The organism is Burkholderia sp. BDU5 (assembly GCF_001522845.1).
Taxonomy (GTDB): Bacteria; Pseudomonadota; Gammaproteobacteria; order Burkholderiales; family Burkholderiaceae; genus Burkholderia; species Burkholderia mayonis.
The window spans coordinates 91,832-115,713 of sequence record NZ_LOWC01000171.1 but is presented as its reverse complement, the minus strand read 5'-3'; the positions used below and the strand labels follow the sequence as shown (position 1 = coordinate 115,713).

General features: G+C 66.3%; 19 protein-coding genes. 7 read left to right on the top strand and 12 right to left on the bottom strand.

All coding sequences use genetic code 11. The features are described 5' to 3' along the window. The first annotated feature begins 12 nt into the window (after window positions 1-12). Window positions 13-1,854, top strand: a complete 1,842-nt coding sequence (locus WS69_RS28625; RefSeq protein WP_059474005.1) for a chloride channel protein — start codon at window positions 13-15, stop codon at window positions 1,852-1,854. Between the two features lie 8 nt (window positions 1,855-1,862). Here the strand turns inward: WS69_RS28625 and WS69_RS28620 are convergent, their stop codons facing one another. Both WS69_RS28620 and WS69_RS28615 read right to left on the bottom strand, forming a co-directional pair. Then, window positions 1,863-2,594 carry a LytR/AlgR family response regulator transcription factor gene (locus tag WS69_RS28620; RefSeq protein ID WP_059474004.1) on the bottom strand — a complete coding sequence of 244 codons (732 nt, stop codon included), beginning with the start codon at window positions 2,592-2,594 and terminating at the stop codon, window positions 1,863-1,865. Window position 2,595: 1 nt separating this feature from the next. Beyond that, window positions 2,596-3,615: a sensor histidine kinase gene (locus WS69_RS28615; RefSeq protein WP_059474056.1), complete on the bottom strand. Its 1,020-nt coding sequence runs from the start codon at window positions 3,613-3,615 to the stop codon at window positions 2,596-2,598. Window positions 3,616-4,358: 743 nt separating this feature from the next. On the opposite strand from WS69_RS28615, the gene WS69_RS28610 reads away from it, so the two are divergent. The 3 genes from WS69_RS28610 to WS69_RS28600 all read left to right on the top strand — a co-directional run bounded on the left by WS69_RS28610 (window position 4,359) and on the right by WS69_RS28600 (window position 6,744). Beyond that, window positions 4,359-4,901, top strand: a complete 543-nt coding sequence (locus tag WS69_RS28610; protein WP_059474055.1) for a hypothetical protein — start codon at window positions 4,359-4,361, stop codon at window positions 4,899-4,901. A 185-nt stretch (window positions 4,902-5,086) separates the two neighbouring features. Beyond that, window positions 5,087-5,695, top strand: a complete 609-nt coding sequence (locus tag WS69_RS28605) for a pyridoxamine 5'-phosphate oxidase family protein (protein ID WP_059474003.1) — start codon at window positions 5,087-5,089, stop codon at window positions 5,693-5,695. A gap of 779 nt (window positions 5,696-6,474) precedes the next feature. Then, entirely contained in the window at window positions 6,475-6,744 is a 270-nt protein-coding gene (locus tag WS69_RS28600; RefSeq protein ID WP_226382959.1) for a hypothetical protein, read from the top strand. Window positions 6,745-6,971: 227 nt separating this feature from the next. Here the strand turns inward: WS69_RS28600 and WS69_RS28595 are convergent, their stop codons facing one another. Further along, window positions 6,972-7,466, bottom strand: a complete 495-nt coding sequence (locus tag WS69_RS28595; RefSeq protein WP_059474001.1) for a GFA family protein — start codon at window positions 7,464-7,466, stop codon at window positions 6,972-6,974. 246 nt (window positions 7,467-7,712) lie between these two features. Between WS69_RS28595 and WS69_RS28590 the strand changes: the two genes are divergently transcribed. Next, window positions 7,713-9,014, top strand: a complete 1,302-nt coding sequence (locus WS69_RS28590; RefSeq protein WP_059474000.1) for a UDP-N-acetylglucosamine 1-carboxyvinyltransferase — start codon at window positions 7,713-7,715, stop codon at window positions 9,012-9,014. Window positions 9,015-9,081: 67 nt separating this feature from the next. Here the strand turns inward: WS69_RS28590 and WS69_RS28585 are convergent, their stop codons facing one another. The 9 genes from WS69_RS28585 to WS69_RS28545 form a co-directional block, all read right to left on the bottom strand. Continuing rightward, window positions 9,082-9,849, bottom strand: coding sequence for an ABC transporter ATP-binding protein (locus WS69_RS28585; protein ID WP_059473999.1), 768 nt, complete (start codon window positions 9,847-9,849; stop codon window positions 9,082-9,084). A gap of 54 nt (window positions 9,850-9,903) precedes the next feature. Beyond that, window positions 9,904-10,617 (bottom strand): ABC transporter permease, encoded by a 714-nt coding sequence (locus WS69_RS28580; RefSeq protein WP_059473998.1) that lies wholly within the window; start codon window positions 10,615-10,617, stop codon window positions 9,904-9,906. After that, window positions 10,614-11,303, bottom strand: coding sequence for an ABC transporter permease (locus tag WS69_RS28575; RefSeq protein WP_059473997.1), 690 nt, complete (start codon window positions 11,301-11,303; stop codon window positions 10,614-10,616). The genes WS69_RS28580 and WS69_RS28575 overlap by 4 nt, the downstream gene beginning before the upstream one ends. A gap of 359 nt (window positions 11,304-11,662) precedes the next feature. Next, window positions 11,663-12,778 carry a porin gene (locus WS69_RS28570; protein ID WP_059473996.1) on the bottom strand — a complete coding sequence of 372 codons (1,116 nt, stop codon included), beginning with the start codon at window positions 12,776-12,778 and terminating at the stop codon, window positions 11,663-11,665. Between the two features lie 52 nt (window positions 12,779-12,830). Next, window positions 12,831-13,244, bottom strand: coding sequence for a DoxX family protein (locus WS69_RS28565; protein ID WP_059474054.1), 414 nt, complete (start codon window positions 13,242-13,244; stop codon window positions 12,831-12,833). A gap of 184 nt (window positions 13,245-13,428) precedes the next feature. Beyond that, the gene (locus WS69_RS28560; protein ID WP_059473995.1) at window positions 13,429-14,793 is read right to left on the bottom strand and encodes a cytochrome c; all 1,365 of its coding nucleotides are present in this window, start codon (window positions 14,791-14,793) and stop codon (window positions 13,429-13,431) included. Further along, window positions 14,793-16,406: a GMC family oxidoreductase gene (locus WS69_RS28555; RefSeq protein ID WP_059473994.1), complete on the bottom strand. Its 1,614-nt coding sequence runs from the start codon at window positions 16,404-16,406 to the stop codon at window positions 14,793-14,795. The genes WS69_RS28560 and WS69_RS28555 overlap by 1 nt, the downstream gene beginning before the upstream one ends. Next, window positions 16,406-16,921 carry a sugar dehydrogenase complex small subunit gene (locus WS69_RS28550; RefSeq protein WP_059473993.1) on the bottom strand — a complete coding sequence of 172 codons (516 nt, stop codon included), beginning with the start codon at window positions 16,919-16,921 and terminating at the stop codon, window positions 16,406-16,408. Before WS69_RS28550 ends, WS69_RS28555 begins: the two co-directional genes overlap by 1 nt. A gap of 415 nt (window positions 16,922-17,336) precedes the next feature. Then, entirely contained in the window at window positions 17,337-18,233 is an 897-nt protein-coding gene (locus WS69_RS28545) for a glutamate/aspartate ABC transporter substrate-binding protein (RefSeq protein ID WP_059473992.1), read from the bottom strand. A gap of 457 nt (window positions 18,234-18,690) precedes the next feature. Here WS69_RS28545 and WS69_RS28540 point away from each other — a divergent pair, with 457 nt between their 5' ends. Then, window positions 18,691-20,349, top strand: a complete 1,659-nt coding sequence (locus tag WS69_RS28540; protein ID WP_059473991.1) for a S8 family peptidase — start codon at window positions 18,691-18,693, stop codon at window positions 20,347-20,349. A 736-nt stretch (window positions 20,350-21,085) separates the two neighbouring features. Further along, on the top strand, window positions 21,086-23,857 hold the full coding sequence (gene mgtA, locus WS69_RS28535; RefSeq protein WP_059473990.1) for a magnesium-translocating P-type ATPase: 2,772 nt from the start codon (window positions 21,086-21,088) through the stop codon (window positions 23,855-23,857). The last annotated feature ends 25 nt before the right edge of the window (window positions 23,858-23,882 follow it).

Sequence of the window (23,882 nt, the reverse complement as noted above, 5' to 3'; positions counted from 1 at the left end):
TCCCCCGACATCATGAGCATCGCCGCCCCACACAAACGCGATTTCGCGTCGAACGCACGACTGCCGCGCATCGCGCTCCTCGCGCTCGCGATCGGCGTGCTCAGCACGTTCGCCGCATTCGCGCTGCTGAGTCTCATCCACCTGTTCACGAACCTGTTCTTCTTCCAGCAGTTTTCGTTCGCCGACCGCTCGCCCGCACTGAACACGCTCGGACCCTGGGTGGTCGCGGCGCCGGTCGTGGGCGGCGGCGTCGTCGGACTGATCGCGCGCTTCGGTTCGGACAAGATCCGCGGCCACGGGATTCCCGAGGCAATCGAGGCGATCCTGTTCGGCAAGAGCAGGATGTCGCCGAAGGTCGCGGTGCTGAAGCCGCTCGCATCGGGCATCGTGATCGGCAGCGGCGGGCCGTTCGGCGCGGAAGGTCCGATCATCATGACGGGCGGCGCGATCGGTTCGCTGATCGCGCAGTTCGTGAAGGTGACGGCCGCCGAGCGCAAGACGCTCCTCGTCGCCGGCGCGACGGCCGGGATGACCGCCGTGTTCGGCACGCCCGTCGCCGCGGTGCTGCTCGCCGTCGAGCTGCTGCTGTTCGAATGGCGGCCGCGCAGTTTCCTGCCCGTCGCGCTCGCGTGCGCGGTCGCGGGCTTCGCGCGCGCCGCGTTCTTCGGCGTCGGCCCGCTGTTTCCGCTCGTGACCGCGCCGCCGTCGGCCGCCGCGCTCGGCTCGTGCGTGCTTGCCGGCCTGTTGTCCGGCGCGCTCGCGTGCGGGCTGTCCGTCGCGCTCTACAAGACCGAGGACGGATTCGGCAAGCTGCCCATCCACTGGATGTGGTGGCCCGCGATCGGCGGGCTCGCGGTCGGGATCGGCGGGCTGATCGAGCCGCGCGCGCTCGGCGTCGGCTACGACGTGATCGGCGATCTGCTTCACGGCAACATCGCGCTGCAGTTCGCGCTTGCCATTCTCGTCGTCAAGGCCGCGATCTGGGTGATCGCGCTCGGCTCGGGGACGTCGGGCGGCGTGCTCGCGCCGCTCCTGATGCTCGGCGCGGGGCTCGGCACGCTGCTCGGGCCCGTGCTGCCGGGCGGCGATCCGGCGCTGTGGCCGCTCGTCTGCATGGCGGCGACACTCGGTGCGACGCTCGGCGCGCCGCTCACCGCGATCGTGTTCGCCTTCGGCCTCACGCACGACACGAACGCGCTGCTGCCGCTCCTCGCGGCGACGCTCGTCGCGCACGGCTTCGCGACCATCGTGATGAAGCGCTCGATCATGACTGAGAAGATCGCGCGGCGCGGCTATCACATCTATCGCGAGTACGGCGTCGATCCGCTCGAGCGTCATTACGTCGATGAAGTGATGACGCGCGACGTCGTCACGATCGATGCGGACCTGAGCGTCGACATCGCGCGTGCGCGGTACTTCGGCGCGACGCAGGCGCACCGCGCTTATCCGGTCGTGCGCGACGGGGTGCTGATCGGCTTGCTCGATCGCGCGACGCTCGATCGCGGAGGCGGCGCGCGTGCGGGCGGCGCTGGCGTCGGCGCTGCGCAGGCGGGCGACATGCGGGTAGCCGACGTGCGGGTAGCCGACGTGCTTCCGCGCCGCGCGCCCGTCTTCGCGCTCGCCGACGAGACCTGCCGCCTAGTCGCGACGCGGCTCGCCGTGCATCAGTTGGAGCGTCTGCCGGTCATTGCAGGTCCCGAGACGATGCGGCTCGCCGGCATCGTCTCGCGCAGCGATCTCGTGAAGCCGGCGCTGCGGCACTTCGACGACGAGCACAAGCGCGAGCGTTTCCGCCGCGTGCATCCGGCGGCGTTCGTGACGCGCCGCTTCGCGCCGACGCGCAAGACGGGCTGAGCGGCACATCACATGTGCTTGAACAGCCCCGCATACGCGCGACTCACCGGCAGCACGTCCCGATGGCCGCGCAAATGAATGCGAAGGCGCCCGAGCAGATCGCGCTCGATCCGGTCGATCGCCGCATACGCAACGATCACGCCGCGATGCACCTGCGCGAAGCGATCCGGGTCGAGCCGTGGCAGCAGTTCCTTGAGCGGCGTGCGAATCACATGCCGCTCGCCGTTCGCCACCACTTCCGTGTATTTGTCGAGCGCCTGGAAGTACAGCACGTCGTCGACGGACACGAGCCGCGTCGTATCCTTCAGGCCCACCGTCAGCCAGCGGATCAGCGTCGGCTCCTTCGACGTCCTCGCGTCCGACAGCGCGTCCGCGCTCACCAGCGCAAAGCCGCCGCGCTGCAGCTTCGCGATGCAGCGCAGCAGCCGCTCGTCCGTCACCGGCTTCAGCAGATAATCGACCGCCGATCGATCGAACGCCTCGACCGCATATTCGTCGTATGCCGTCACGAAGACCACGTGCACGCCGGGCACGAGGCTCGCGAGCTTCAACCCGTCGATGCCCGGCATCCGGATGTCGAGAAACGCGATGTCGGGACGCGCGGCGTTGAGCGCCGCCAGCGTGTCGACGCCATTGCGCGGCATCGCGACGATCTCGAGCTCGGGCCACAGCTCGGCAAGACGCCCGGCGAGCTCGGCGGAAAGGTTCGGTTCGTCATCGGCAATGAGTGCAGTCGGCATGTCAATCGATCGGAATCAGCAAGGTCGCGGTCACGCCCCGCGTGGCGCCGGCCGTCGCGCCGACCGACACGCGGCCGCGCTCGCCGTGGAGACGCTTGATGCGCGCGACCACGTTCGCCAGTCCGACGCCGCCATGAAGCCTGGTTTCTCCGTTGCCGAGGCCCACCCCGGTGTCGATCACGCTGAGTTCGAGCATCCCGCCGTTGCGCCGGCCGCTCACGCGGATCTCGCCGCCGTCGATCGACGGCTCGATCCCGTGCAGCAGCGCATTCTCGACGAGCGGCTGCAACAGCAGCGGCGAAAACGCCAGCTTCCGCAACGACGCGGGCACGTCGATCGCGTATCGCAGCCGCCCGCCCAACCGGATCGACGCGATCTGCAGCAGCGCCTCGACGAGTTCGAGCTCCTCGCCGAGCGTCGACGTCGACTTGCGCGTGCGGCCGAGGCTCGCGCGCAGATAGCGGTTCAAGCTGTCGAGCATCATCGACGCGCGGGCCGGATCGCGCTCGATCAGGCTCTGCACGTTCGCGAGCGTATTGAAAAGAAAGTGCGGCTCGATCTGGGCCTGCAGCAGCGCGAGGCGCGCGGCCGTCTCCGCCTGACGCGCCTCGGCGGCCTCCCGGCGCTGCGTCTCGAGCGACGCGCGCATCCGCGCCGCCTGCATGAACAACGAAAGGAACGCGCAAGCCACGCCGGTAACGACGAACGACGACCCGTACGCGAGCCACTCCCGAACGCTCGCGCGCCCGATCAGATGCGGCACGAACCCGATCGTCGACGCCGTGATCTCGAAGCCGGCGAAGATACTGGCCGGCGCGATGATCAGCACCTTCGGCAGCACCGCGAGCTTGCCGCGCGTCAGCTGGTGGACGCACCGGCTGAGCAGCAGCGCGGACAGGCCGATGCCGTTCGCGAGCACGAGATAAGGCAGCACCGCGTCGTCGCGGCGGTTCGCCCAGAAACTCAGGCCGACGATGCTGTTGAACAGCACGAGACCGGCCAACGCCAGCATCCTGCGCACGGGCCGCGGGGCGCCGGAATCGGGTGTCCGCGCAGAAAAAAAGGAATGGAACCGGCTTTGCATGGTGTCGAACGAGCGTGAACGCGAATGGAAGTGCGATTCCACAACTGAGCGCCAAGTGCGTCGTGACGGCGTCGCGCGCGACGAACAGCGCCGACGCGCGACGAGGCGCCGCTGCATCCGACGGGCGACGGCGCCTCGGTCACGATTGTAGTGGAGCGCCGCGCCGATCGGCCGCGCGGGATTCGACAAGCGTGTCGCGCGCCCCTCCCCGTGGCCGTCGCCGTCGCGCGTGCATTCCGCCGCCCGCCATCGCATGACGCCGATCGCCCGGCGTCTAATGCCGCGACGCAGGATGGCGATCATGTCCGCGCCACGCGCGATGCACGGCGACGACACGACACGTGACGAGTGACTGACAAGCGACAGGTGGCGAAACATCGCCTGCCGCCCGGCGTTGCGATCGCCGAACGATCAACATCGTCAATGCCGCCGCGCACGGCCGCGTGCTCTCGACTGCACGCGCCGCGCCACTCGAGCCGCAGCCCGCTCGCCCCGAAATCTGGCGAATTCGCAGCCCCGCGGATCACGCCGGGCGGCGTCGCCGCGTTTCCCCCCGGCGTGCTCATCGCACGTCGACGCCGTTCGTCGCCCGGAACGCGCCGTTCGTCGCAAACGACGGCAAACCCGCTCGATCGCCCCTATCGTGGTGGACAGACAAGCCGATGAATGCACTCTCGATCATGTACTCGACATTCCATCTCCCGACCTACGTCTACATACTGTTCTGCGCGCTCGTCTACCTCGGCGTCAAACGCTCTTTCCCGTGCGACGTGACGCCGACACGTCCGCTGCTGTCGCCGATCGTGTTCGTGACGCTCGGCATCACGAGCCTCAACACGCTGTTTCCGCACGCCGGCATGGGAGCCGACGCCGTCGCGGCGGCGGGACTCGCGGCCGGCGCAACGGTCGGCTGGCTCCACGCGCGCCGCTGGCGGCTGCAATTCAACGTCAGGCAAGCGCGTTTGCTCGTCCGGCTGCCCGGCGACGCGAGCCTGCTCGCGACGCTGATGCTTACCTTCGCCGCCGAAACGTACCTGCACTACGCGGTCGCATCCGCGAAGCCATGGGTCGCGACGAGCACGTTCGCCTTGCTGTCGTTCGCGCTCTGGGGCCTGCTCGCCGGCATGCCGCTCGGCCGCGCGATCAACGTGGTCGCGCGCTGCATCCGATACGCGAACGGGCCGCGCGACAACGACGGCGCTTATACCTTCGATTCGAATTGAGGCGCGACGCCCATCGGGACGCCGCACGAGCCCGTCGAGCCGCACTCAACCACGCTGTCCCGCGGTTCGCCGCGATCGAGCCGGATCGCGACGAGCCGCGGACCGCCCGCCGCGCCGCCCGCGACAGGAATTCGGTGCAGCCGGCATAATGACTGCCCCGCCGGCCGGTTCACGCAGGATCACCGATGCTTCTCACGACACTCGAACAACTCGAAGCGCACTACGGCAAGCCGAGCGATCGCTCGCTGTGGAAGGAAATCCCGTACATGAGCGACGACTACCGCGCATTCGTCGCGAAGTCGCCGTTCGTCGTGCTCGCGTCATCGGGCGCGGGCGGCCTGGACTGTTCGCCGCGCGGCGACCGCCCCGGCTTCGTCCGCGTGCTAGACCCGCGCACGCTCGCGATCCCCGACCGTCCCGGCAACAACCGCATCGACACACTGCGCAACATCGTCACGAACGGACGCGTCGGCGTGCTGTTCGTCGTGCCGGGCGTCGGCGAGACGCTGCGCGTGAACGGCCGCGCGAAGGTGTCGATCGATCCCGAGTTGCTCGCGTCGTTCGCGGTCGACGGCAAGCCGGCGAAGGCGGCGATCGTCGTCGACATCGAAGCCGTCTATTTCCATTGCTCGAAGGCGTTTCTGCGCTCGCAGCTGTGGGATGCCTCGAAGCACGTGCCGCGCACGGAACTGCCGTCGCCGGGCGCGATCCTGAAGAAGCTCGCGCCCGCCGGATTCGACGCCGAGCAATACGAGCGCGAACTCGACGAGCGCAATCGCACGCGGCTCTATTGATTCGATCGGCGGATGCGCGCCGAGAATGCGGCGCCGCTTGCTCGATCGCGCGGCGGCGGCGCGATGGCGGAACGGCGGCGGAAAAAAAACGGAAGGGCCGGCGGACGTTCCGCCTGTCAGGCGGGAAGACTGCTCGGAGATCGACTTTCGCTGTCCAAGGCGTGAGTCCCGTGAGTTGATAGCTTCGTCAGTTTTGAAGGCTGCATGCTCCGTCAAACGCGCGCCGCGCGCCAAACAATCTATGACAATCTTTGCCCGTCGATTTGAACGTGCTTAACAGTCGTCGCGCGCGGTCTTTGCCATTATGAACTCAACGAATACGAACGCGACGGGGCCACCGTTAGCATGCACCCTACGCCAAGCAGTCGGAGAACTGCGCGGCGTAGGCTGACGGTTTCGATCGCGCCGAATCCCGTATGACGGACGGCAATCCGCGCACCGCTTTCTCTTCTTCACGCCTTCGCAGCACCAATCAATTCATCCGCAAGCACACGCGACGCCTCGGCAACGCCGGGTCGTCGCACATGCGCGTGCGGCGCAGCAATCGCGTACACGACGCCCGGTGCACTCCGCTTCGCTTGGCAAGCTCCTTAACATCTTGTTTCCGAATCGCCCGGAACATCGCCGACGATGCGCACTCACATTGGATCGTAGTATCCGTTGAAATCCGATTCACGATTCACGATTCACGACCAGAGGGAGATAACGTGAAATATTTACCGTTCATCGCATTGATTGTGGCAACTTCGGCCAGCGCCGCGGGCGCCGACGTCCAGAACGTGGGACAGAGCCAGAAGCCTGCGCAGGATGTCTCGACCTGCATCGCGAAAACCTGGGCCGACAAGGCGCAACAGCAGGTCGTCACGCAGGAAGTGCTCGCGAACGGTCTCGCGGCTGACGTCTATGTGCCGGGCCAGCAACCGCCGAACGGCGCGGCCGCGGTCGTGCGCCCCGCGCGCTCCGGCAACGCGAAGACGTGGGTCGGCTTCCGCGCGGGCAGCGGCTCGGCGGACAGCGCGGCCGCAGGCGACATCAATAGCTGCCTGTAAAGCCTGACATGCCGGCCACGCCGGCATGAGCCGCATGGTCCCGACACGCCGGCGCGGCGAAAGCCGCGTCGGCGTGTCGTTTGCAGGGCTTGCGCGCATTGATCGATGCGCGCAAGCCGCGCCGTCATCGACTCGACCCGTTCTCCGTCAGACGCAGCCTCTTCATGTCACGCGCCGGAGATGCCGGGCAGATTACCGCCCCGCCGGCGAAACGGCCATCGAGACGGCTAACGATCCCGCTTCGCACGCAGCATCGCGCGCCGCTTGAGGCTCTCGTCCGACCAGATCTCGTCGGACGCGTAGTATTCGGGCACGGCGCGTGCGTCGGGCGGCAGGATTACCCACGGCTGTTTCGACGACGTGAAGATATGGATGTCGGGCGGCAGGCGATCCGGATCGTCGAGCGTACCGACGCGAACGAAGCTCACCGCGCTGCCGCCGCCCGCATAGTGGCTCCACACCGCGACACGGCAACGCGGGCAGCGCGCGATCTTCTGGCCCTTGCCGCTGTTCGACGGCGTATCGACGATGTCGACTGCGCCGCGCAGCAGCAGCAAGCGGTCCGATTCGATCAGCGCGTTCAGCGCGAACGCCGTGCCGGTTTCCCGCTGACACCAGCGGCAATGGCAGCAATGCACGATGAGCGGCCGGGATGTCATCCGGTAGCGCACCGCGCCGCACGTGCAGCCGCCTTCGTAGATCGGGGAATCATCGGTTTGCATACGTCGCCTCGCTTGAAAAGGGTACGACCGCCAATGTTTCTCACCATGCGATGATCCCTCTTCGCGCGATGCGTGTGAAGCGCCCCAGCGTTGCGCGCCCGCCAGCCAGCCCGTGCCCGCCCGCGCTGCGCCGCCCGTTTGCCGCAGCACGCGTGCATGCCGCGCCGCACGACGAATCTGCGAAATCCTGGCGAACGATGGCATGATATCGACCTTGCGTGTCATTACACCCACCTGCATCCGAACATGTCGAACCTGATCGTCCATGGCGGCGCCCCGCTTCGCGGAGAAATCACGCCGTCCGCCAACAAGAACGCCGTCTTGCCCATCCTGTGCGCGACGCTTCTCACCGACCAGCCGCTGCGGCTCGTCGGCGTGCCGGACATCACCGATGTCCGCAAGATCCTCGACATCTTCCGCACGCTCGGCAGCGACGTGTCGATCGACTACGCGACGGGCGCGCTCGACCTGCACCACCGCGCGACGGCGTTCGATCCGGCCGTGCACCGGCTGCCGGAGGAAATGCGCTCGTCGATCATGCTGGTGCCGCCGCTTCTCGCGCGCTTCGGCGTCGCGCGGCTCGAGAACGACGTGAAGGGCTGCACGCTCGGCGTGCGCGAAATCGACCCGCACGTCGAGGTGTTCGAGCGCTTCGGCGCGCGGATCGAGCGCACGTCCGATTCGCTGATCGTGCGCGCCGACGGGCCGCTCACGTCGAATCATCATTGGCTCGACTACGCGTCGGTCACGACGACCGAGAACTTCGTGCTGTGCGCGGCGTCGGCGAACGGCACGTCGACGCTCGTCAACGCCGCGTCGGAGCCGCACGTGCAGGAGTTCTGCCGATTCCTCGCGATGCTCGGCGTGCCGATCGAAGGCATCGGCACGTCGCATCTGAGCATCCAGGGCGGCCGCGCGCTCGCGGGGGGCGAGTACCGCTTCAACGAGGACTTCCACGAGATCGCGACGTTCCTCGCACTCGGCGCGATCACGGGAGGCGACATCGCGGTGCGCAACGGCTCGCCCGAGCAGTTTCCGCTGATCGACCGGACCTTCGCGAAGTTCGGCGTTCAGGTCGCGCACGAGAACGGCTGGTCGCACGCGCTGCGCGACGGTCCGCTGAAGGTCAAGCAGCCGTTCACGCGCAACATCCTGACGAAGGTCGAGGCCGCGCCGTGGCCGTACCTGCCTGTCGATCTGCTGCCGATCTTCATCGCGCTCGGCGTGCAGGCGCAAGGCAGCGTGATGTTCTGGAACAAGGTCTACGACGGCGCGATGGGCTGGACGGGCGAGCTGTCGAAGTTCGGCGCGCACGTGTTCCTGTCCGATCCGCATCGGCTGATCACGTTCGGCGGGCTGCCGCTCAGCCCCGCGCGCGTCGAAAGCCCGTACATCATCCGCGTCGCGATCGCGCTCTTGATGGTCGCGGCGAGCATCGACGGCCGCTCGGAGATCCTGAATGCGCAGCCGATCCGGCGCGCGCATCCGCATTTCGTCGAGAATCTGCGCTCGGTCGGCGCGAACGTCGAGTGGACGAGCAGCGAGTAAATCGATGGGCGGTGCCGGCGCGCGCGCGCGAGATCGCGCCGCGCCCTCACCGGCGCTCGCCGGCCGCCTACTTGAGCCGGCCGGACAGGAACTGCGACAGGCGCTCGCTCTTCGGATTGACGAGCACATCCTGCGGATGTCCCTCTTCCTCGATCCGCCCCTGGTGCAGGAAGATCACGTGATTCGACACGTTGCGCGCGAAGCCCATCTCGTGCGTGACGACGATCATCGTGCGTCCCTCTTCCGCGAGCGCCTGCATCACCTTCAGCACTTCGCCGACGAGTTCCGGATCGAGCGCCGACGTCGGCTCGTCGAACAGCATCACTTCAGGCTCCATCGCGAGCGCGCGCGCGATCGCGACACGCTGCTGCTGGCCGCCCGACAGGTGCGACGGATATTTCGCCTCGACGCTCGGCGCGAGCCCCACTTTCCGCAGGTACTCGCGCGCCCGCGCCTCGGCCTCGGCGCGCGACAGGCCGAGCACGCTGACAGGCGCCTCGATCACGTTCTCGAGCACGGTCATGTGCGCCCACAGATTGAAGTGCTGGAACACCATCGCGAGCTTCACGCGCATCCGCTGCAATTGCTTCGGATCGCCGATCTTCGGCGCGCCGCGCCTGTCGCGCGCCACGCGGATCGACTCGTCGCCGAGCGTGATCGTGCCCGCGCAAGGCTGCTCGAGAAAGTTGATGCAGCGCAGGAACGTGCTCTTTCCCGAGCCGCTCGAGCCGATGATGCTGATCACGTCGCCCGCCTTCGCCTTCATCGAGATGCCCTTCAGCACCTCGTTGTCGCCGAACTTCTTGTGCAGGTCGTCCACACTGAGCTTGTACATTCGCCGTCGTCCTTGATCGTCGTTGAGCTTCGTTGATCGATGCCGCTGTGCGCGTCAGCGTCCCTGCGGTCTCAGGAACGCCAGCCAGCGCGCCTCCATCCGGCGGAACAGCCAGATGAGGCCGAACACGACGACCGCATACAGCACGGCCGCGATCCCGTACGCCTGAAACGATGCGTAGGTCGCCGAATTGACGTCGCGCGTGACTTTGAGGATGTCGGGCACGGTCGCCGTGAACGCGAGCGTCGTCGCGTGCAGCATCAGGATCACTTCGTTGCTGTAGCTCGGCAGCGCGCGGCGCAACGCCGACGGCAGGATCACGCGCGTGTACAGCTTGAACCGCGACATCCCGTATGCGAGCCCCGCCTCGATCTCGCCCGGCGACGTCGACTTGATCGCGCCCGCGAAGATCTCGGTCGCATACGCGCATTCGTTCAGCGTGAACGCGAGCAGCGTGCAGTTCATCGCGCTTCGGAAGAAGCTGTCGAGCCACGCATGATCGTGCACGACGCCCAGGCTATAGATGCCCGTGTAGCAAAGCAGTAGCTGCACGTAGAGCGGCGTGCCGCGAAACACGTATGTGTAGAGCCAGACCGTGCGCGACAGCAAGCGGTTGCGCGACGCGCGCGCGATCGCGAGCGGCACCGCGAGGCAAAAGCCGAGCCCGATCGACACGACGAGCAGCCACAGCGTGATCGCGAGGCCGCTGATCCGGTAGCCGTCGCTGAACAGGTAGTTCTGCCAATATTGACCGATGATCTGAATCACAGCGCCAGCCTCCGCACACCCGCCGAATAGCGTTTTTCGAGATACATCAACACGAGATTCGACAGCGTCGTGATCGCGAGATAGATCGCGCCCGCCGCGAGCGTGAAGAAAAAGAAATTCAGCGTGCTCTTGCCTGCGTCCTGCGACGCCTTCACGACGTCGGCGAGGCCGATGATCGACACGAGCGCGGTCGCCTTCACGAGCACCTGCCAGTTGTTGCCGATGCCGGGCAGCGCGAAGCGCATCATTTGCGGGAACATGATTCGCGCGAACACGCGCCACGAGCTCATCCCGTACGCGAAGCCCGCTTCGAGCTGACCGCGCGGCACCGCGAGGAACGCACCGCGGAACGTCTCGGTGAAGTAAGCGCCGTAGATGAAGCCCAGCGTGACGATGCCCGCGACGAACGGGTCGATGTCGATCTGATCGACGCCGAGCATGTCGGTCGCGTCGTTCAGCAGGATCTGGATCCCGTAGAACAGCAGCAACATCAGCACGAGATCCGGCACCGCGCGAATCAGCGTCGTGTAGAACGTGCCGATGCCGGCCAGCACGCGGTTCGGCGACAGCTTGGCCGCCGCGCCCGCGAGCCCGAGCGCGAGCGACGCGGCGAGCGAAAGGACGGCGAGCTTGACCGTTTCGACCGTGCCGGCCCATAGCAGCGGACCGAAGCCTTGAAAGAGCATCTGCGATTTCCTCGATGTGCACGGGCGCGGCACGCCGTCGCCGCGAAGCGGGCGCGCAACCTGTCCGTCGGGTTTCCGGGAGCTTACGAACGGCTTCTGGCGGCGATTTCAGTCGCGCCGAAGTTGTATGTACAACTTTGCGCCGTCCGACTATGGCCAGCAATCAGTGTTTCTATCTAATGTCCAATCGGACGCGTCATGCTCGAACGCTGCGCGGGCCGCGGCGCACATTCGTCCGGACCGCGAAACGAATCCGCCGCGAGGAACGATCCGGTGCGTTCGCCGCGCCGCCGGCCCATGAAAAAAGGGCTTCGGCCGACACGCCGAAGCCCTTCCTCCCGCATCGTGCGACGTGCGCGTCAGAACGTATGCATCATCCCGGCGTATGCGCCCGTCTGCGATTCTCCCGCGAGCGGGCTCGTGTTCGGCGTCGCGTCGCGCGGCGTCGCGAGCAGCGAGAAGTTCGAATTCCCGCCGTTGCGCACATAGGCGACCGTGCCGTACAGGAAAGTCCGCTTCGACAGGTTGTAAGTCGTCCCGAGCGCATACATGATCGCGTGGCCGGACGGATCGTGCGACGCATCGCCGCCGTCGCCGCCGCGCACGCGCACGTAGTAGCCGCCGCCCGTCACCGCCCACTGCGGATTCGCCTGATACGTCGCGCCGAGCCAGAAGTGATCGGCGCGATCGGCGAGGCCCGCCGGGGTGTCGGGCGCCGAGTAATGCGTATAGGCGCCCTGGATCTTGAACTTCTGCACCTTCACGTTCGCCCCGATGAAGTACTCGCGCGAGCTCGAGAAGATGTTGCTCATGCGGCCGTTGCTGTCGCGCAGCTCGTCGTACATGCCGCGCACGTCGAGCATCGGCGAGTGATACGAGAGCATCACGCCGTCCGAGCGGCCGAAGTCGCCGGGCGCGCCGTAGTTGAAGCCGCGCGACTGGTTGCCGAACGCATATTGCGCTTGCACGTCGAAGCCGCCGAACACCGGGCTGTGATATTCGACGTTGTTGCTCGTCTGCTGCCAGTTGCGGCCGCGCACGAGCGACGCCGATGAGAACGCCTGCTGGACGAACGGATCGAATTCCCACACGCCGTCGCTGTCGATGAAAAGATTGCGGCCCGCCTGCAGCGTGCCCCACATGTCGTTCTTCAGGCCGACGTACGCGCGCCGCGACCACATCCGGCCGCCGCCCGTCGTGCCGTTCATCACCTGGAACGCGGTCTCCAGGTTGAAGATCGCCGCCGTGCCGCCGCCCAGATCCTCGACGCCTTTCAGGCCGAACATGCTGGTGCCCCAGTCGCCGCTCTCGGCGCTCCAGCGCGACGAACTGCCGCCCGAAGGGTTCGCGATGTGATTCAGGTATTCGATGCCGCCGTCGACCCGGCCGTACAGCGTGACGCTCGTTTGCGCGCAAGCGAGCGCCGGCCCGGCCGCGACGATCGCAGCCATCATTTTCTTCGAATGAAAACCCATTGTTCTCCGCCTATTGTCTTCTCTCAGGTTCCAAACACGTCCGGCACGCCGCTCAACCGCGATCGATCGAATAGCGTCCGGGGCCAGCCGCGCACAGGGCGAACAGGCCGCCCGTGATCGCGATGTTCTTGTAGAAGTGGATCATCATGTTCATCTGCTCGGCGGCCGGCATCGACCAGTAGTGATGGCCGATGATCGCGGTGCCGATCGTGTAGAGGCCGAGCAAGAGCGCGAGCGGCCGCGTGTAGAAGCCGATCAGGATCGCGATGCCGACGAAGAACTCCATCACGACCGCGACGACCGCCGCGACCGACGGCAACGGCGTGCCCTCGGCCGCCATGAACTGGACTGTGCCCGAGAAATTCAGCAGTTTCTCCCAGCCGAAGATCACGAACAGGATGACGAGCAGAATGCGGGAAAGCAGCAGGAGAAGGTCTTTCTGAGGCGCAAGGAAGGTTTGTCTCATTATCGTCTGGAGCGGGAAGCGGACGCCGCGCGCGAGGCGTCGCGCACGTGCCGGTTGCGAACCGAGGCGGCTCACGGCTCACGGCGCACGCCGTGAGCCGCCTCCCTGTCGACTGCGACCTGCCACCGGACAGCCGCCCGGTGCGATGCCGTCCTCCTCGATCGCCGGATAACCGACCCGTACGTTACTGCGAGGCGCGCAGCTTCGCAACGTCCTGTTCGCTCACTTTCGCCGCCGGATTGCCGAACTGGACGGTCAGGTAGTTCGTCAGCGCGGCGATCTGCGCATCCGACAGTTCGTGGCGGAACGCCGGCATCCCGACGTCTTCCTTGCCCGCCTTGCGCGCGACGCCGTTCAGGATCACCTGCACGAGGTTCGTCGGATTCGGCGCGCCGACGGTCGAGTTATGGAAGAGCGGCGGATAGTAGCCGTCCGGCGTGCCCTTGCCCTGCATCTGGTGGCAGCTCGCGCAGTTGCCGAGATAGAGCCGCGCGGGATCGATGCCCGTCGACGCGAGCGCGACGCCGCGCAGCCGGATCCCGTCCTCGGCCGGCTTGCCCCATGCGGAGCGCGCCTTCGCGCTGCCGTCGGCGACGGCGGGCACTGTGCGGATGTACGTCGCGATCGCGCCGATGTCGGCATCGGTCATCTGCGAGAAGCTGTGCTCGACCGCTTCGGCCATCGGCCCCGCCGCCTGCGCGAGACCCGGCACGCTGCCCGTGCGCAGGTACTGGACGAGCTGCTGCTGCGACCAGCCGCCGATCCCCGCGCTCGTGTCCGACGTGATGTTGTAGCCGTCCCAGCCCGACAGCACCGAGCCCGCAAGGAAGCTGCCGCCGCCCGTATCGTCGAGCGACTTCTCCTGCAGCGCGACGCCGCGCGGCGTGTGGCACGTGCCGCAGTGCGCGAGGCCCTGCACGAGATACGCGCCGCGGTTCCATTCGACGCCGCGCTCGGGCTTCGGCTGGTACGCGCCGTCCTTCAGGAACAGGAGATTCCAGATCTTGAGCGGCCAGCGCATGCTCAGATACCACGGAATGTCGTTCTTGCGCGCCGGCTGCCTGACCGGTTCGACGCCGCGCGTGAAGTACGCGTAGAGCGCCTTCACGTCGTCGTCGGTGACTTTCGCATACGACACGTACGGCATCGCCGGATACAGGTTGTCACCGTTCTTCGCGACACCATGACGCACCGCGCGCTCGAAGTCCGCGAACGTCCAGTCGCCGATGCCCGTTTCCTTGTCGGGCGTGATGTTGGTCGTGTAGATCGTGCCGAGGACGGGCGCACGCATTGGCAAGCCGCCCGCGAACGGCTTGCCGCCCTTCGCCGTGTGGCACGCCATGCAGTCGCCCGCGACGGCCAGATAGCGGCCGCGTTCGACGAGCGCAGCATCGCCGGAGCGTGCGGCCGGGGCGATCGCGGCGGCCGCAGCCGGCGCGGACGCAGCGGCGGCGGGCGCGGACGCAGCCGTGGCGGCGTCCGCCGCGCCCGCCAGCCCGGGCAATGCGAGGCAGCCGGCCAGTACGAAGGAAAGGGTTCGTTTCAGCATCAGATTTCCTTCTTCAACTGGTCCGAGATCCGCAGCGCGAGCGCGGCGATCGTCAGCGTCACGTTCACCGTGCCGACCGTCGGCATCGTCGCGCTGCTCGAAACGAACAGGTTCGGATGGTCGAACGTGCGGCAGTCCTTGTCGACGACCGAATCGTGCGGGTCGGCGCCCATGATCGTTGCGCCGGTGATGTGGTTGTTCGGCGCGAACTCGTCGTTGAACGCGACATCCGTGCCGCCGAGCACCTTCGCGGCGGTCGCATAGACCTCGCGCGTGTGCACCGCGCCCCGCTTTACGTAGTCGTCGATCGCGTAGGTGATTTCCGGGCGCGGAATGCCGATCCCGTCGGTCGCCGTCTTGCTCGGCACGATCCGGTTCTCTGGCTGCGGCAGGATCTCGTGGAAGCAGTCGAACTGCACGTAGCGCGCGGAACGGTCGCGGATCTGCGCGTCGAGCTCGGCGGGCTTCAAGAGCTTGCCGGCCTTGAAGATCTTCTGCGTTTCCTGGTCGATGCGTGACAGATTCGACAGATGGATCTTCTTCGCCGCTTCGGTCGCGCGGAACGCGCCGTCGCGAAAGCCGATCAGCGACGTCATCTCCTGCGGGCCGCGGCCCGGCCAGAGTTTCTCGCTCGCGTAGAACGACACGCCCGTGCCCGGGTGGTCCATCAGGTTGCGGCCGACCATGTCGGAGCTGTTGCCGACGCCGTTCGGGAAATCGTGGCTCGTCGACATCAGCATCAGCTTCGGCGTCTCGATGCCGTTCGCGGCGAGCACGAAGTACTTGCCTTCGACGCGATGCTCGACACCCTTCGGGTCCTTGTAGCGCGCCGCGACGATTTTCTTCTGCGGGCCGACTTCGAGCTTGTGGACGACCGCGTTCTCGATCAGCTTCGCGCCCGCCTGCTCGGCCTTCTCGACGTGGACGATGCCGTTGTACATCGCGCCGATCGGGCAGATCGGCATGCAGTTGTTGTTGCCGCAGCAGGTCGGACGGCCGTCGTACGGACGGCTGTTGCGCGCGACGGGTTCGGTCACGACGTGGAACTTCGGATCGTAGCCGTTGAGCGCGGTCTTGATCGTCTGCTCGTTGTAAGACAGCGGCAGCGGCGGCATCGGATACGGCTGCTTGCGCGGCGACAGCAAATCCTCTTCGGCGCCCGGCCCCCAGACGCCCAGTTCCTCCTCGGCGCGCTGGTAGTAATGCTCGAGATCATCGTACTGGATCGGCCAGTCGCGGCCGACGCCGTAGACGGTCTTCATCTTGAAGTCGTTCGGAATGAAGCGCCACGCGGACGCAGCCCAGTGCCACGTCGTGCCGCCCACCGCGCGGATGTACTGCGAGTTGAACTTGTGCTCGCCCTTCAGGACCAGGTAATCGTTCGGCGGGCCGTACTCCGGATGCGGCGCCCACGGGCTCGACGGATACGGCGCCATGAAGTCCATCTTGTCCGGCTGGTTGCGAAAGCGCTCGACGATCTCCCAGCGCGGCATCCGCGGGCCGGCTTCGAGCAGGATCACCGACTTGCCCGCCATCGCGAGCTGATGCGCGACGATCGCACCCGCGACGCCCGAGCCCACGACAACGACGTCGGCTTGCTGTGTATCGGCCATCAGGCTTGCCTCTCGATCGGTTTGTCGGCCCAGAAGCCGGGTTTGCTGGGGCAGTACGAGCGGATCACGAGCGTGTCCGACACGACGCCGAACATCAGCGCTTCTTCATAGGTGATCACGACGTTGTCGACGATGCCGAGATACCACGCTTCGAGAATGCGCAGCGAGAGGGCTTCCTGATCGGGCGTGAGCGCGTTCGCAGCGAGCGAGCCGGCAAGCTTCGGCAGCCCGTCGCCGAGTTCGAACGAACCCTTCTGCAGCGCACGCAGCAACCGTTCGCCGACCGCGCGGTTCAGGCCGGTCTTGCCGGTCAACGCTTCGGACAGCGTCATGAACGCATCGAGCGGCGCGGCGCTCGGACCTTCGGCGAGCGCGCGCAACGTGAGCGAGCCGGCAAGGCCCAATGCGGTCAGCGCGAGCGAGCGCTGCAGCCATTGGCGTCGAGTGAGCCCCCCACCCATGGGCTCGGCCGCGTCGCCCGAGCGACGCGCGTGGGGATTGGTGTCGTTATTCATCGTTCCTTCTCTCAGGCGTCGGGTTCGGGAAAACGAGTCTTGATATGTCCCGAACGCCGGCGCGGACCCGAAATGTACGCGCTCATCGCCAATTGAACAATACCTTATATAGTTCATCAAATCGTTTTGCATTCCCTTGCATTGTGGCTCCGGCTGTTTTTTTCAGTTTCAGCAAGAAACTGTTTCGTAATATGGAGTTACGGCATCCGAACTATCCGGAATGCGCAGCAGTGCGATGTGACGGGATCGTGAAGCTGCGTGTCGATTGTCGCGACACGCGCGAGGCGAGCGACATACAGAGCCGGCCGCGCATCCGGGCACGGCTGGGCCGCCGGCGGCCCTGCCGCAATCGACCGGTCAAGGGACCGGCGCGGCGAGGCGCGCCGCGCCGCCCTCCGCCGAGCGCGGACCCTATTCAGTACTGCGCGCGATCGCTGGGATTCTTGAAGAGCGCGCGCATTTCCGGCGACAACGGAAAATTCAGATTCAGCCCGCGCGGCGGAATCGGCTGCATGAACCACTTGTCGTAGAGCTTCTCCGCTTCGCCCGACGTCTGCATCTGCGCGATCGTCGAATCGACGAGCTTCTTGAGCGCGGGATCGTCCCTGCGCATCATGCACGCGTAGTTCTCGTGGACGAGCGGCGTACCCGCGACCACGTAAGCCCCCGGATTCTTCTCCTTCGCGAGTTCGCCATACAGCAGCGGCTCGTCCATCACGAACGCGGCCGCACGGCTCGTCGTCACGTTCATGAACGCCTCGGCGTGGTCCTTCGCGCTGATGATCGTCATGTTCATGTTCCTGTCTTCGTTCAGCTTGCGCAGGAGGCGCTCGTCGGACGTGCCCGCCGTCGTCACGACGGTCTTGCCCGCGAAATCGCCGAAGTCCTTGATGCCCGAGTCCTTGCGCGTGCTGAAGCGGATGCCGTACAGGAAGATGCTGTTCGAGAACGCCGCCTGCTTCTGCCGCTCGAGCGTGTTCGTCGTCGACCCGCATTCGAAGTCGATCGTGCCGTTCTGCACGAGCGGAATGCGGTTTTGCGACGTGATCGGAATTTCCTTGACGACGAGTCCGGGCAGCTTCAATTGCCGCTTGATCTCGTCGACGATCTTCGCGGCGATGTCGCGCGAATAGCCGATGTTCTTCTGCTGATTGTCGGAATACGAGAACGGCACCGACGATTCGCGAATGCCGAGCCCGACGACGCCCGTCTCCTTGATTTTCTTGAGCGTACCGGTGAGTTCCTGTGCATGAACGGCGCCTGCAGCCATGCAGACGAACGCGGCGACGGGCCAGTTGAAACGAACGTGCATGCTTTTCTCCAAAGAAGTCGAATGAAAAGCGATCGTAATCCGTTCAAAAACCACCGGCGGCATGCGCTGCGGCAACCTTCGGGTCGCATGACGCCGCCGCCTTCCGGCGGTGCGCCGAATACGCATTTGCTCACCCGTTTGATACGGTCGTTCTCGGTTTACCGCGCTTATCTCAAAATTACACTCAAATCAGGCCATGCGATACACCAAAAATGCTCGTGTATTTGTGCGGTGAGCGACTATATTTTCGGAAAGACTATCAAGAATCGTTAAACGCAGCCGTTACTCACACCAGTACCTCCGATCGGGCGCGCACGAGCCCGGCGGAATCCGGACAAGACCTGGCGATGTATCGGGATGCAACCGAAGGGCGACGATGCTCACGGACTTCTCACGCCACGGATCTTGACCGCGTCAACCGCACACGCGGTTTCGAAACCAAGGGTGGAGAGGCGCCATGAACAACAAGCGTAGCAATCCTGATCAGACGCGGTTTGGCCAAGCCCGCGCCGTCGCCGGCATTCTCTCCGTGTCCCTCCTCGTTCCGCTCGCCGGTTGCGGCGGAGGCGGCGGCGGGGGCGGAGGCAGCGCACCATCCGCAGCCGCGCAACCGACTCCGACACCTGCTCCGACATCGGGCTCGTCGCAATCCTCGACTTCGACGACGGCCTGCCCCGTCACGCAAACCGCATCGGCCGCCGCAAGCGCCTCCCTCGTCTCCAGCACCGTTCAACAGGACGCGCCCGTCGACCATCTGATCGTCAAGCTGCAAAACGCATCGGCGACGACGGCGTCGGGCGCGCGGATCATGGCCGCGACGAACGACGCGGCGCGTCTCGACGCGGTGATCCAGCGCGCGATGTCGCAATGGAGCACGAAGGGCGGCGCCGCGCGCTCGTATGCGCAAAACATCGCGCAGACGAGTGCCGTGCAGGTCGAGCGGACGATGTCGGGCGGCGCGGCGCTGCTCGCGCTCGGACAAAAGATGAACGCGGATACCGCCAGCGCGCTCGCGCAAACGTTCGCGGCCGATCCGGACGTCGCGTACGCGGAGCCCGACCGGCGCGTCTTCGCCCGCACCGTGGCGACCGATCCGAACTACGCGCAGCAGTGGAACTACTTCGATCCGACGGCCGGCATCGATCTGCCGAACGCGTGGAGCGTGACAACCGGCTCGCCGACCGTCGTCACCGCGGTGCTCGACACCGGCTATCGTCCGCATCCGGACATCATCGCAAATCTGTTGCCCGGCTACGACTTCATTTCCGACATCAACACCGGCAACAACGGGCACGGTCGCAGCCCGGACGCGACCGATCCGGGCGACTGGGTCACGCAGCAGGAGCTGACCGATCCGTCGAGCCCGTTCTATAACTGCGCGAGCGCGCCGTCGAACAGCAGTTGGCACGGCACGCAGGTCGCCGGCATCATCGGCGCCGCCGCGAACAACGGCATCGGCATCGCGGGCGTCAACTGGTACGGCAAGATGCTGCCCGTGCGCGTGCTCGGCAAGTGCGGCGGCACGACGAGCGACATCGCCGACGCGATGCGCTGGGCGGCCGGCCTCCCCGTCGCCGGCGCGCCGACGAATCTGACGCCCGCGAAGGTCATCAACCTCAGCCTGGGCGGCAAGGGCCCGTGCGGCGACACGTTTCAGCAGGCAATCAACGACGTCATCGCACAAGGTGCGACCGTCGTCGTCGCGGCCGGCAACGACGGCCAGGCGACGACCCAGGATCGCCCCGCGAACTGCACGGGCGTGATCGCGGTCGGCGCGACCGACAGCACGGGCCAGCGTGCGTGGTACAGCAACTTCGGCGCTGACATCATGCTGAGCGCGCCGGGCTCGAACATTCTGTCGACGACCAACGCGGGCACGACGGTGCCGACGTCCGACGCGTACGGCACGCACAGCGGCACGAGCCTCGCCGCGCCGCAAGTGGCGGGCGTCGCGTCGCTGATGCTCGCGGTGAATCCGAACCTGACGCCCGCACAGATCGCGCAGAAGCTCGCGAGCACCGCGCGGCCGTCGGCGTCGACGGCGTCCTGTCTCGCGCGCGCGCCGGGTGCGGGGATCGTCGACGCGGGCACCGTGGTTGCGTCCGCAACGAAATAGCCACGCGAACCGCACGTGATCGTGCAGCGGCCGCCCGTTCGGGCGGCCGCTTGCTTTGCCGCCGCGCGCGGCCGCGGTCGCGCGACGACGCACATGCGCCGCACGAACGAATGCGCAGACCGTGTAAACCTGCCGTAAAAAGCTTGACGCTTCGCACGCCGACCCCTTACCATCGCCCCCGTCTTGATACTTGGAGTGTTCCGTGAACACCGATGCGAGTTGTAGTCGGTCCTGCACCGGCTTGACTGCTGACTGAGGCATTCGCGCAGAGCCCCACGCTTCTGCCGCATCCCGCCAGCAGGATGCGGCGTCTTTCCGGCCATCTCGGCTCGATCTTCCCGCCACGATTTTCTCGAATGAACGATGCATGCGCCGCCGTGCGCGCGTCGTGCTCGTTCGTTCTCGCCATCCGCGGCCCGCGCCGCGCATGCGCTTGCGTGCCGCTCGTGCATGCATCGCTTTCGCAGCGACCCGTGATGCGCGCCCTTCATTCCGGATGCCTTATCGCATCCGGCCGACGATCGACAGGAGTCCAGATGGAAGCAGACGACAGTAGCCGATTACCGCTCGCCGGCGTCATGCCGGGCGGCGCATGCGCCGCGTCGGCTGCGCCGGCGAGCGACCCCGATTTTTCACTCATTCAGCCGAACGCGCGCGACGCGAAGCGGCGGGAGACGCTCGTCCATCGATAACGACGACGCTCCCCGCTCGCCGCGCGCGACACACGGAGCGTCCGATGACACAACGCACTCCCTCAAAGAACAAGCAACGCGGGTTCCTCCATTACGGCGCACGGGACGACGGCGACGATCGCCGCCCGATGCGCATCGAATACGAATCCGCGCAACCGCTCGCCGACACGCTCGACAACCTGCGCACGAGCGAGCGCGGCCTCACGACATCCGACGCCGAGGATCGCCTGCTGCGCGACGGCCCGAACGAAATCGCGCACGACAAGCCGCCGCACTGGAGCCGGCAGCTGCTGACGTCGTTCAACAACCCATTCGTCTACGTGCTGCTCGTGCTCGCCTCGATCAGCTTCCTCACCGACGTCTACTTCGCCGAGCCGGACGATCGCGACTACGTCAAGATCACGATCCTGCTCGCGATGATCACGATCAGCGTGCTGCTGCGCTTCGTGCAGGAATTCCGCTCGCTGCGCGCCGCCGAGAAGCTGAAGGCGATGGTGCGCACGACGGCGACCGTGCAGCGCCGCACCGACGACGCGAGCGCGCCGATCAAGCACGACGTGCCGATGCGCGACGTCGTCGTCGGCGACATCGTGCATCTGTCCGCGGGCGACATGATCCCCGCGGACGTGCGGCTGATTTCGTCGCGCGACCTTTTCATCAGCCAGGCGGTGCTGACGGGCGAAGCGCTGCCCGTCGAGAAGTACGACACGCTCGGCGCCGTCGCGCAGAAATCCGCCGAGCCGGCGAACGGCAGCGGCAGCAGCGTCGCCGGCCACGACGGTTCGCTGCTCGATCTCGCGAACGCGTGCTTCATGGGCACCAACGTCGTGAGCGGCACGGCGACCGCGGTCGTCGTCGCGACGGGCGCCGGCACGTATTTCGGCGCGCTCGCGAAGAACGTCGTCAGCCACAAGCGGGTCGAGACGAGCTTCGATCGCGGCGTGTCGAGCGTCAGCTGGCTGCTGATCCGTTTCATGCTCGTGATGGTGCCGGTCGTCTTCATGATCAACGGCCTCACAAAGGGCGACTGGCTGAGCGCGCTGACGTTCGCACTCGCCGTCGCAGTCGGCCTGACGCCCGAGATGCTGCCGATGATCGTCAGCGCGAACCTCGCGCGCGGCGCGGTCGCGATGGCGCGGCGCAAGGTCGTCGTCAAGCGGCTGAACGCGGTCCAGAACTTCGGCGCGATGGACGTGCTCTGCACCGACAAGACGGGCACGCTCACGCAGGACAAGATCATCCTCGAGCATCACCTCGACGTGTCCGGCCGCAAGAGCGAGGACGTGCTGCGCCTCGGCTGGCTGAACAGCTTCCACCAGAGCGGCCAGAAGAATCTGATCGACATCGCGATCGTCAATCGTGCGAATCAGCTCGGCGAATGGATCAAGCCGCAGGGCTATCGCAAGATCGACGAACTGCCGTTCGATTTCGTGCGGCGGCGCCTGTCCGTCGTCGTCGAGGACCCGCGTGGCGCGCATCTGCTCGTCTGCAAGGGCGCGGTCGAGGAGATGCTCGCGGTGTCGACGCACGTTCAGGATAACGAAGGCGTGCGCCCGCTCGATTTCGTCGAGCGCAAGCGGCTTCTCACGCAGGCGAACGCGTACAACGAAGACGGCTTCCGCGTGCTGATCGTCGCGACGCGCTCGATCCCGCGCGGCGACGAGCGCGAGCAATACCGGACGGCCGACGAACGCGACCTCGTCGTGCGCGGCTTCCTGACGTTCCTCGATCCGCCGAAGGAATCCGCCGCGCCGGCGCTCGCCGCGCTGCGCGAGAACGGCGTCGCGGTCAAGGTGCTGACGGGCGACAACCCGACCGTCACGCTGAACGTGTGCCGGCAAGTCGGCCTCGAGCCCGGCAAGCCGCTCCTCGGAACCGAAGTCGAAGCGCTCGGCGATGCGGCGCTCGAAAAGGCGGTCGAGCGCACCACCGTGTTCGCGAAGCTCACGCCGCTGCAGAAGGCGCGGATCGTGAAGGCGCTGCAGGCGAACGGCCACACGGTCGGCTTCCTCGGCGACGGGATCAACGACGCGCCCGCGCTGCGCGATGCCGATGTCGGCATCTCGGTCGACAGCGGCGCGGACATCGCGAAGGAGACCGCCGACATCATCCTGCTCGAGAAGAGCCTGATGGTGCTCGAAGAAGGCGTGATCAAGGGCCGCGAGACGTTCGGCAACATCCTCAAGTACCTGAACATGACCGCGAGCTCGAACTTCGGCAATGTGTTCTCGGTGCTCGTCGCGAGCGCGTTCCTGCCGTGGGAGCCGATGCTCGCCGTGCAGATGCTCGTGCTGAACCTCGTCTACGACACGTCGCAGATGCTGCTGCCGTGGGACAAGATGGACCCCGAATTCCTGAAGAAGCCGCGCAAGTGGGAAGCGAAGAACATCGGCCGCTTCATGCTGTGGGTCGGGCCGACGTCGTCGGTGTTCGACATCACGACGTACGTGCTGATGTGGACCGTGTTCGGCGCGGGCGCGCTGTACCACGCGCAAGGCGGCGCGGGCGGCCAGCTCGTGATGAACTCCGGCTGGTTCGTCGAGAGCCTCGTGTCGCAGACGATCGTCGTCCATCTGCTGCGCACGCAGAAGATCCCGTTCCTGCAGAGCACCGCGTCGCTGCCCGTGCTGATGTCGACGACGATCGCGATCGCGATCGGCTGCTGGCTGCCGTTCTCGCCGTTCGCCGAAGCGCTCGGCTTCATCCATCTGCCCGGCAGCTACTGGCTGTGGCTCGTCGCGACGATGGCGGGCTACATCATGCTCGCGCAGATCGTGAAGACGCTTTACGTCCGTCGCTACAAACAGTGGTTCTAAAGCGACGCATCCCTCTCGCATCCGG

Coding starts and splice junctions, on each gene's coding strand:
- WS69_RS28625 (WP_059474005.1), top strand. CDS start 13: ATGAGCATCGCCGCCCCACACAAACGCGATTTCGCGTCGAACGCACGA.
- WS69_RS28620 (WP_059474004.1), bottom strand. CDS start 2,594: ATGCCGACTGCACTCATTGCCGATGACGAACCGAACCTTTCCGCCGAG.
- WS69_RS28610 (WP_059474055.1), top strand. CDS start 4,359: ATGTACTCGACATTCCATCTCCCGACCTACGTCTACATACTGTTCTGC.
- WS69_RS28605 (WP_059474003.1), top strand. CDS start 5,087: ATGCTTCTCACGACACTCGAACAACTCGAAGCGCACTACGGCAAGCCG.
- WS69_RS28595 (WP_059474001.1), bottom strand. CDS start 7,466: ATGCAAACCGATGATTCCCCGATCTACGAAGGCGGCTGCACGTGCGGC.
- WS69_RS28590 (WP_059474000.1), top strand. CDS start 7,713: ATGTCGAACCTGATCGTCCATGGCGGCGCCCCGCTTCGCGGAGAAATC.
- WS69_RS28585 (WP_059473999.1), bottom strand. CDS start 9,849: ATGTACAAGCTCAGTGTGGACGACCTGCACAAGAAGTTCGGCGACAAC.
- WS69_RS28575 (WP_059473997.1), bottom strand. CDS start 11,303: ATGCTCTTTCAAGGCTTCGGTCCGCTGCTATGGGCCGGCACGGTCGAA.
- WS69_RS28570 (WP_059473996.1), bottom strand. CDS start 12,778: ATGGGTTTTCATTCGAAGAAAATGATGGCTGCGATCGTCGCGGCCGGG.
- WS69_RS28565 (WP_059474054.1), bottom strand. CDS start 13,244: ATGAGACAAACCTTCCTTGCGCCTCAGAAAGACCTTCTCCTGCTGCTT.
- WS69_RS28560 (WP_059473995.1), bottom strand. CDS start 14,793: ATGCTGAAACGAACCCTTTCCTTCGTACTGGCCGGCTGCCTCGCATTG.
- WS69_RS28555 (WP_059473994.1), bottom strand. CDS start 16,406: ATGGCCGATACACAGCAAGCCGACGTCGTTGTCGTGGGCTCGGGCGTC.
- WS69_RS28550 (WP_059473993.1), bottom strand. CDS start 16,921: ATGAATAACGACACCAATCCCCACGCGCGTCGCTCGGGCGACGCGGCC.
- WS69_RS28545 (WP_059473992.1), bottom strand. CDS start 18,233: ATGCACGTTCGTTTCAACTGGCCCGTCGCCGCGTTCGTCTGCATGGCT.
- WS69_RS28540 (WP_059473991.1), top strand. CDS start 18,691: ATGAACAACAAGCGTAGCAATCCTGATCAGACGCGGTTTGGCCAAGCC.
- mgtA (WP_059473990.1), top strand. CDS start 21,086: ATGACACAACGCACTCCCTCAAAGAACAAGCAACGCGGGTTCCTCCAT.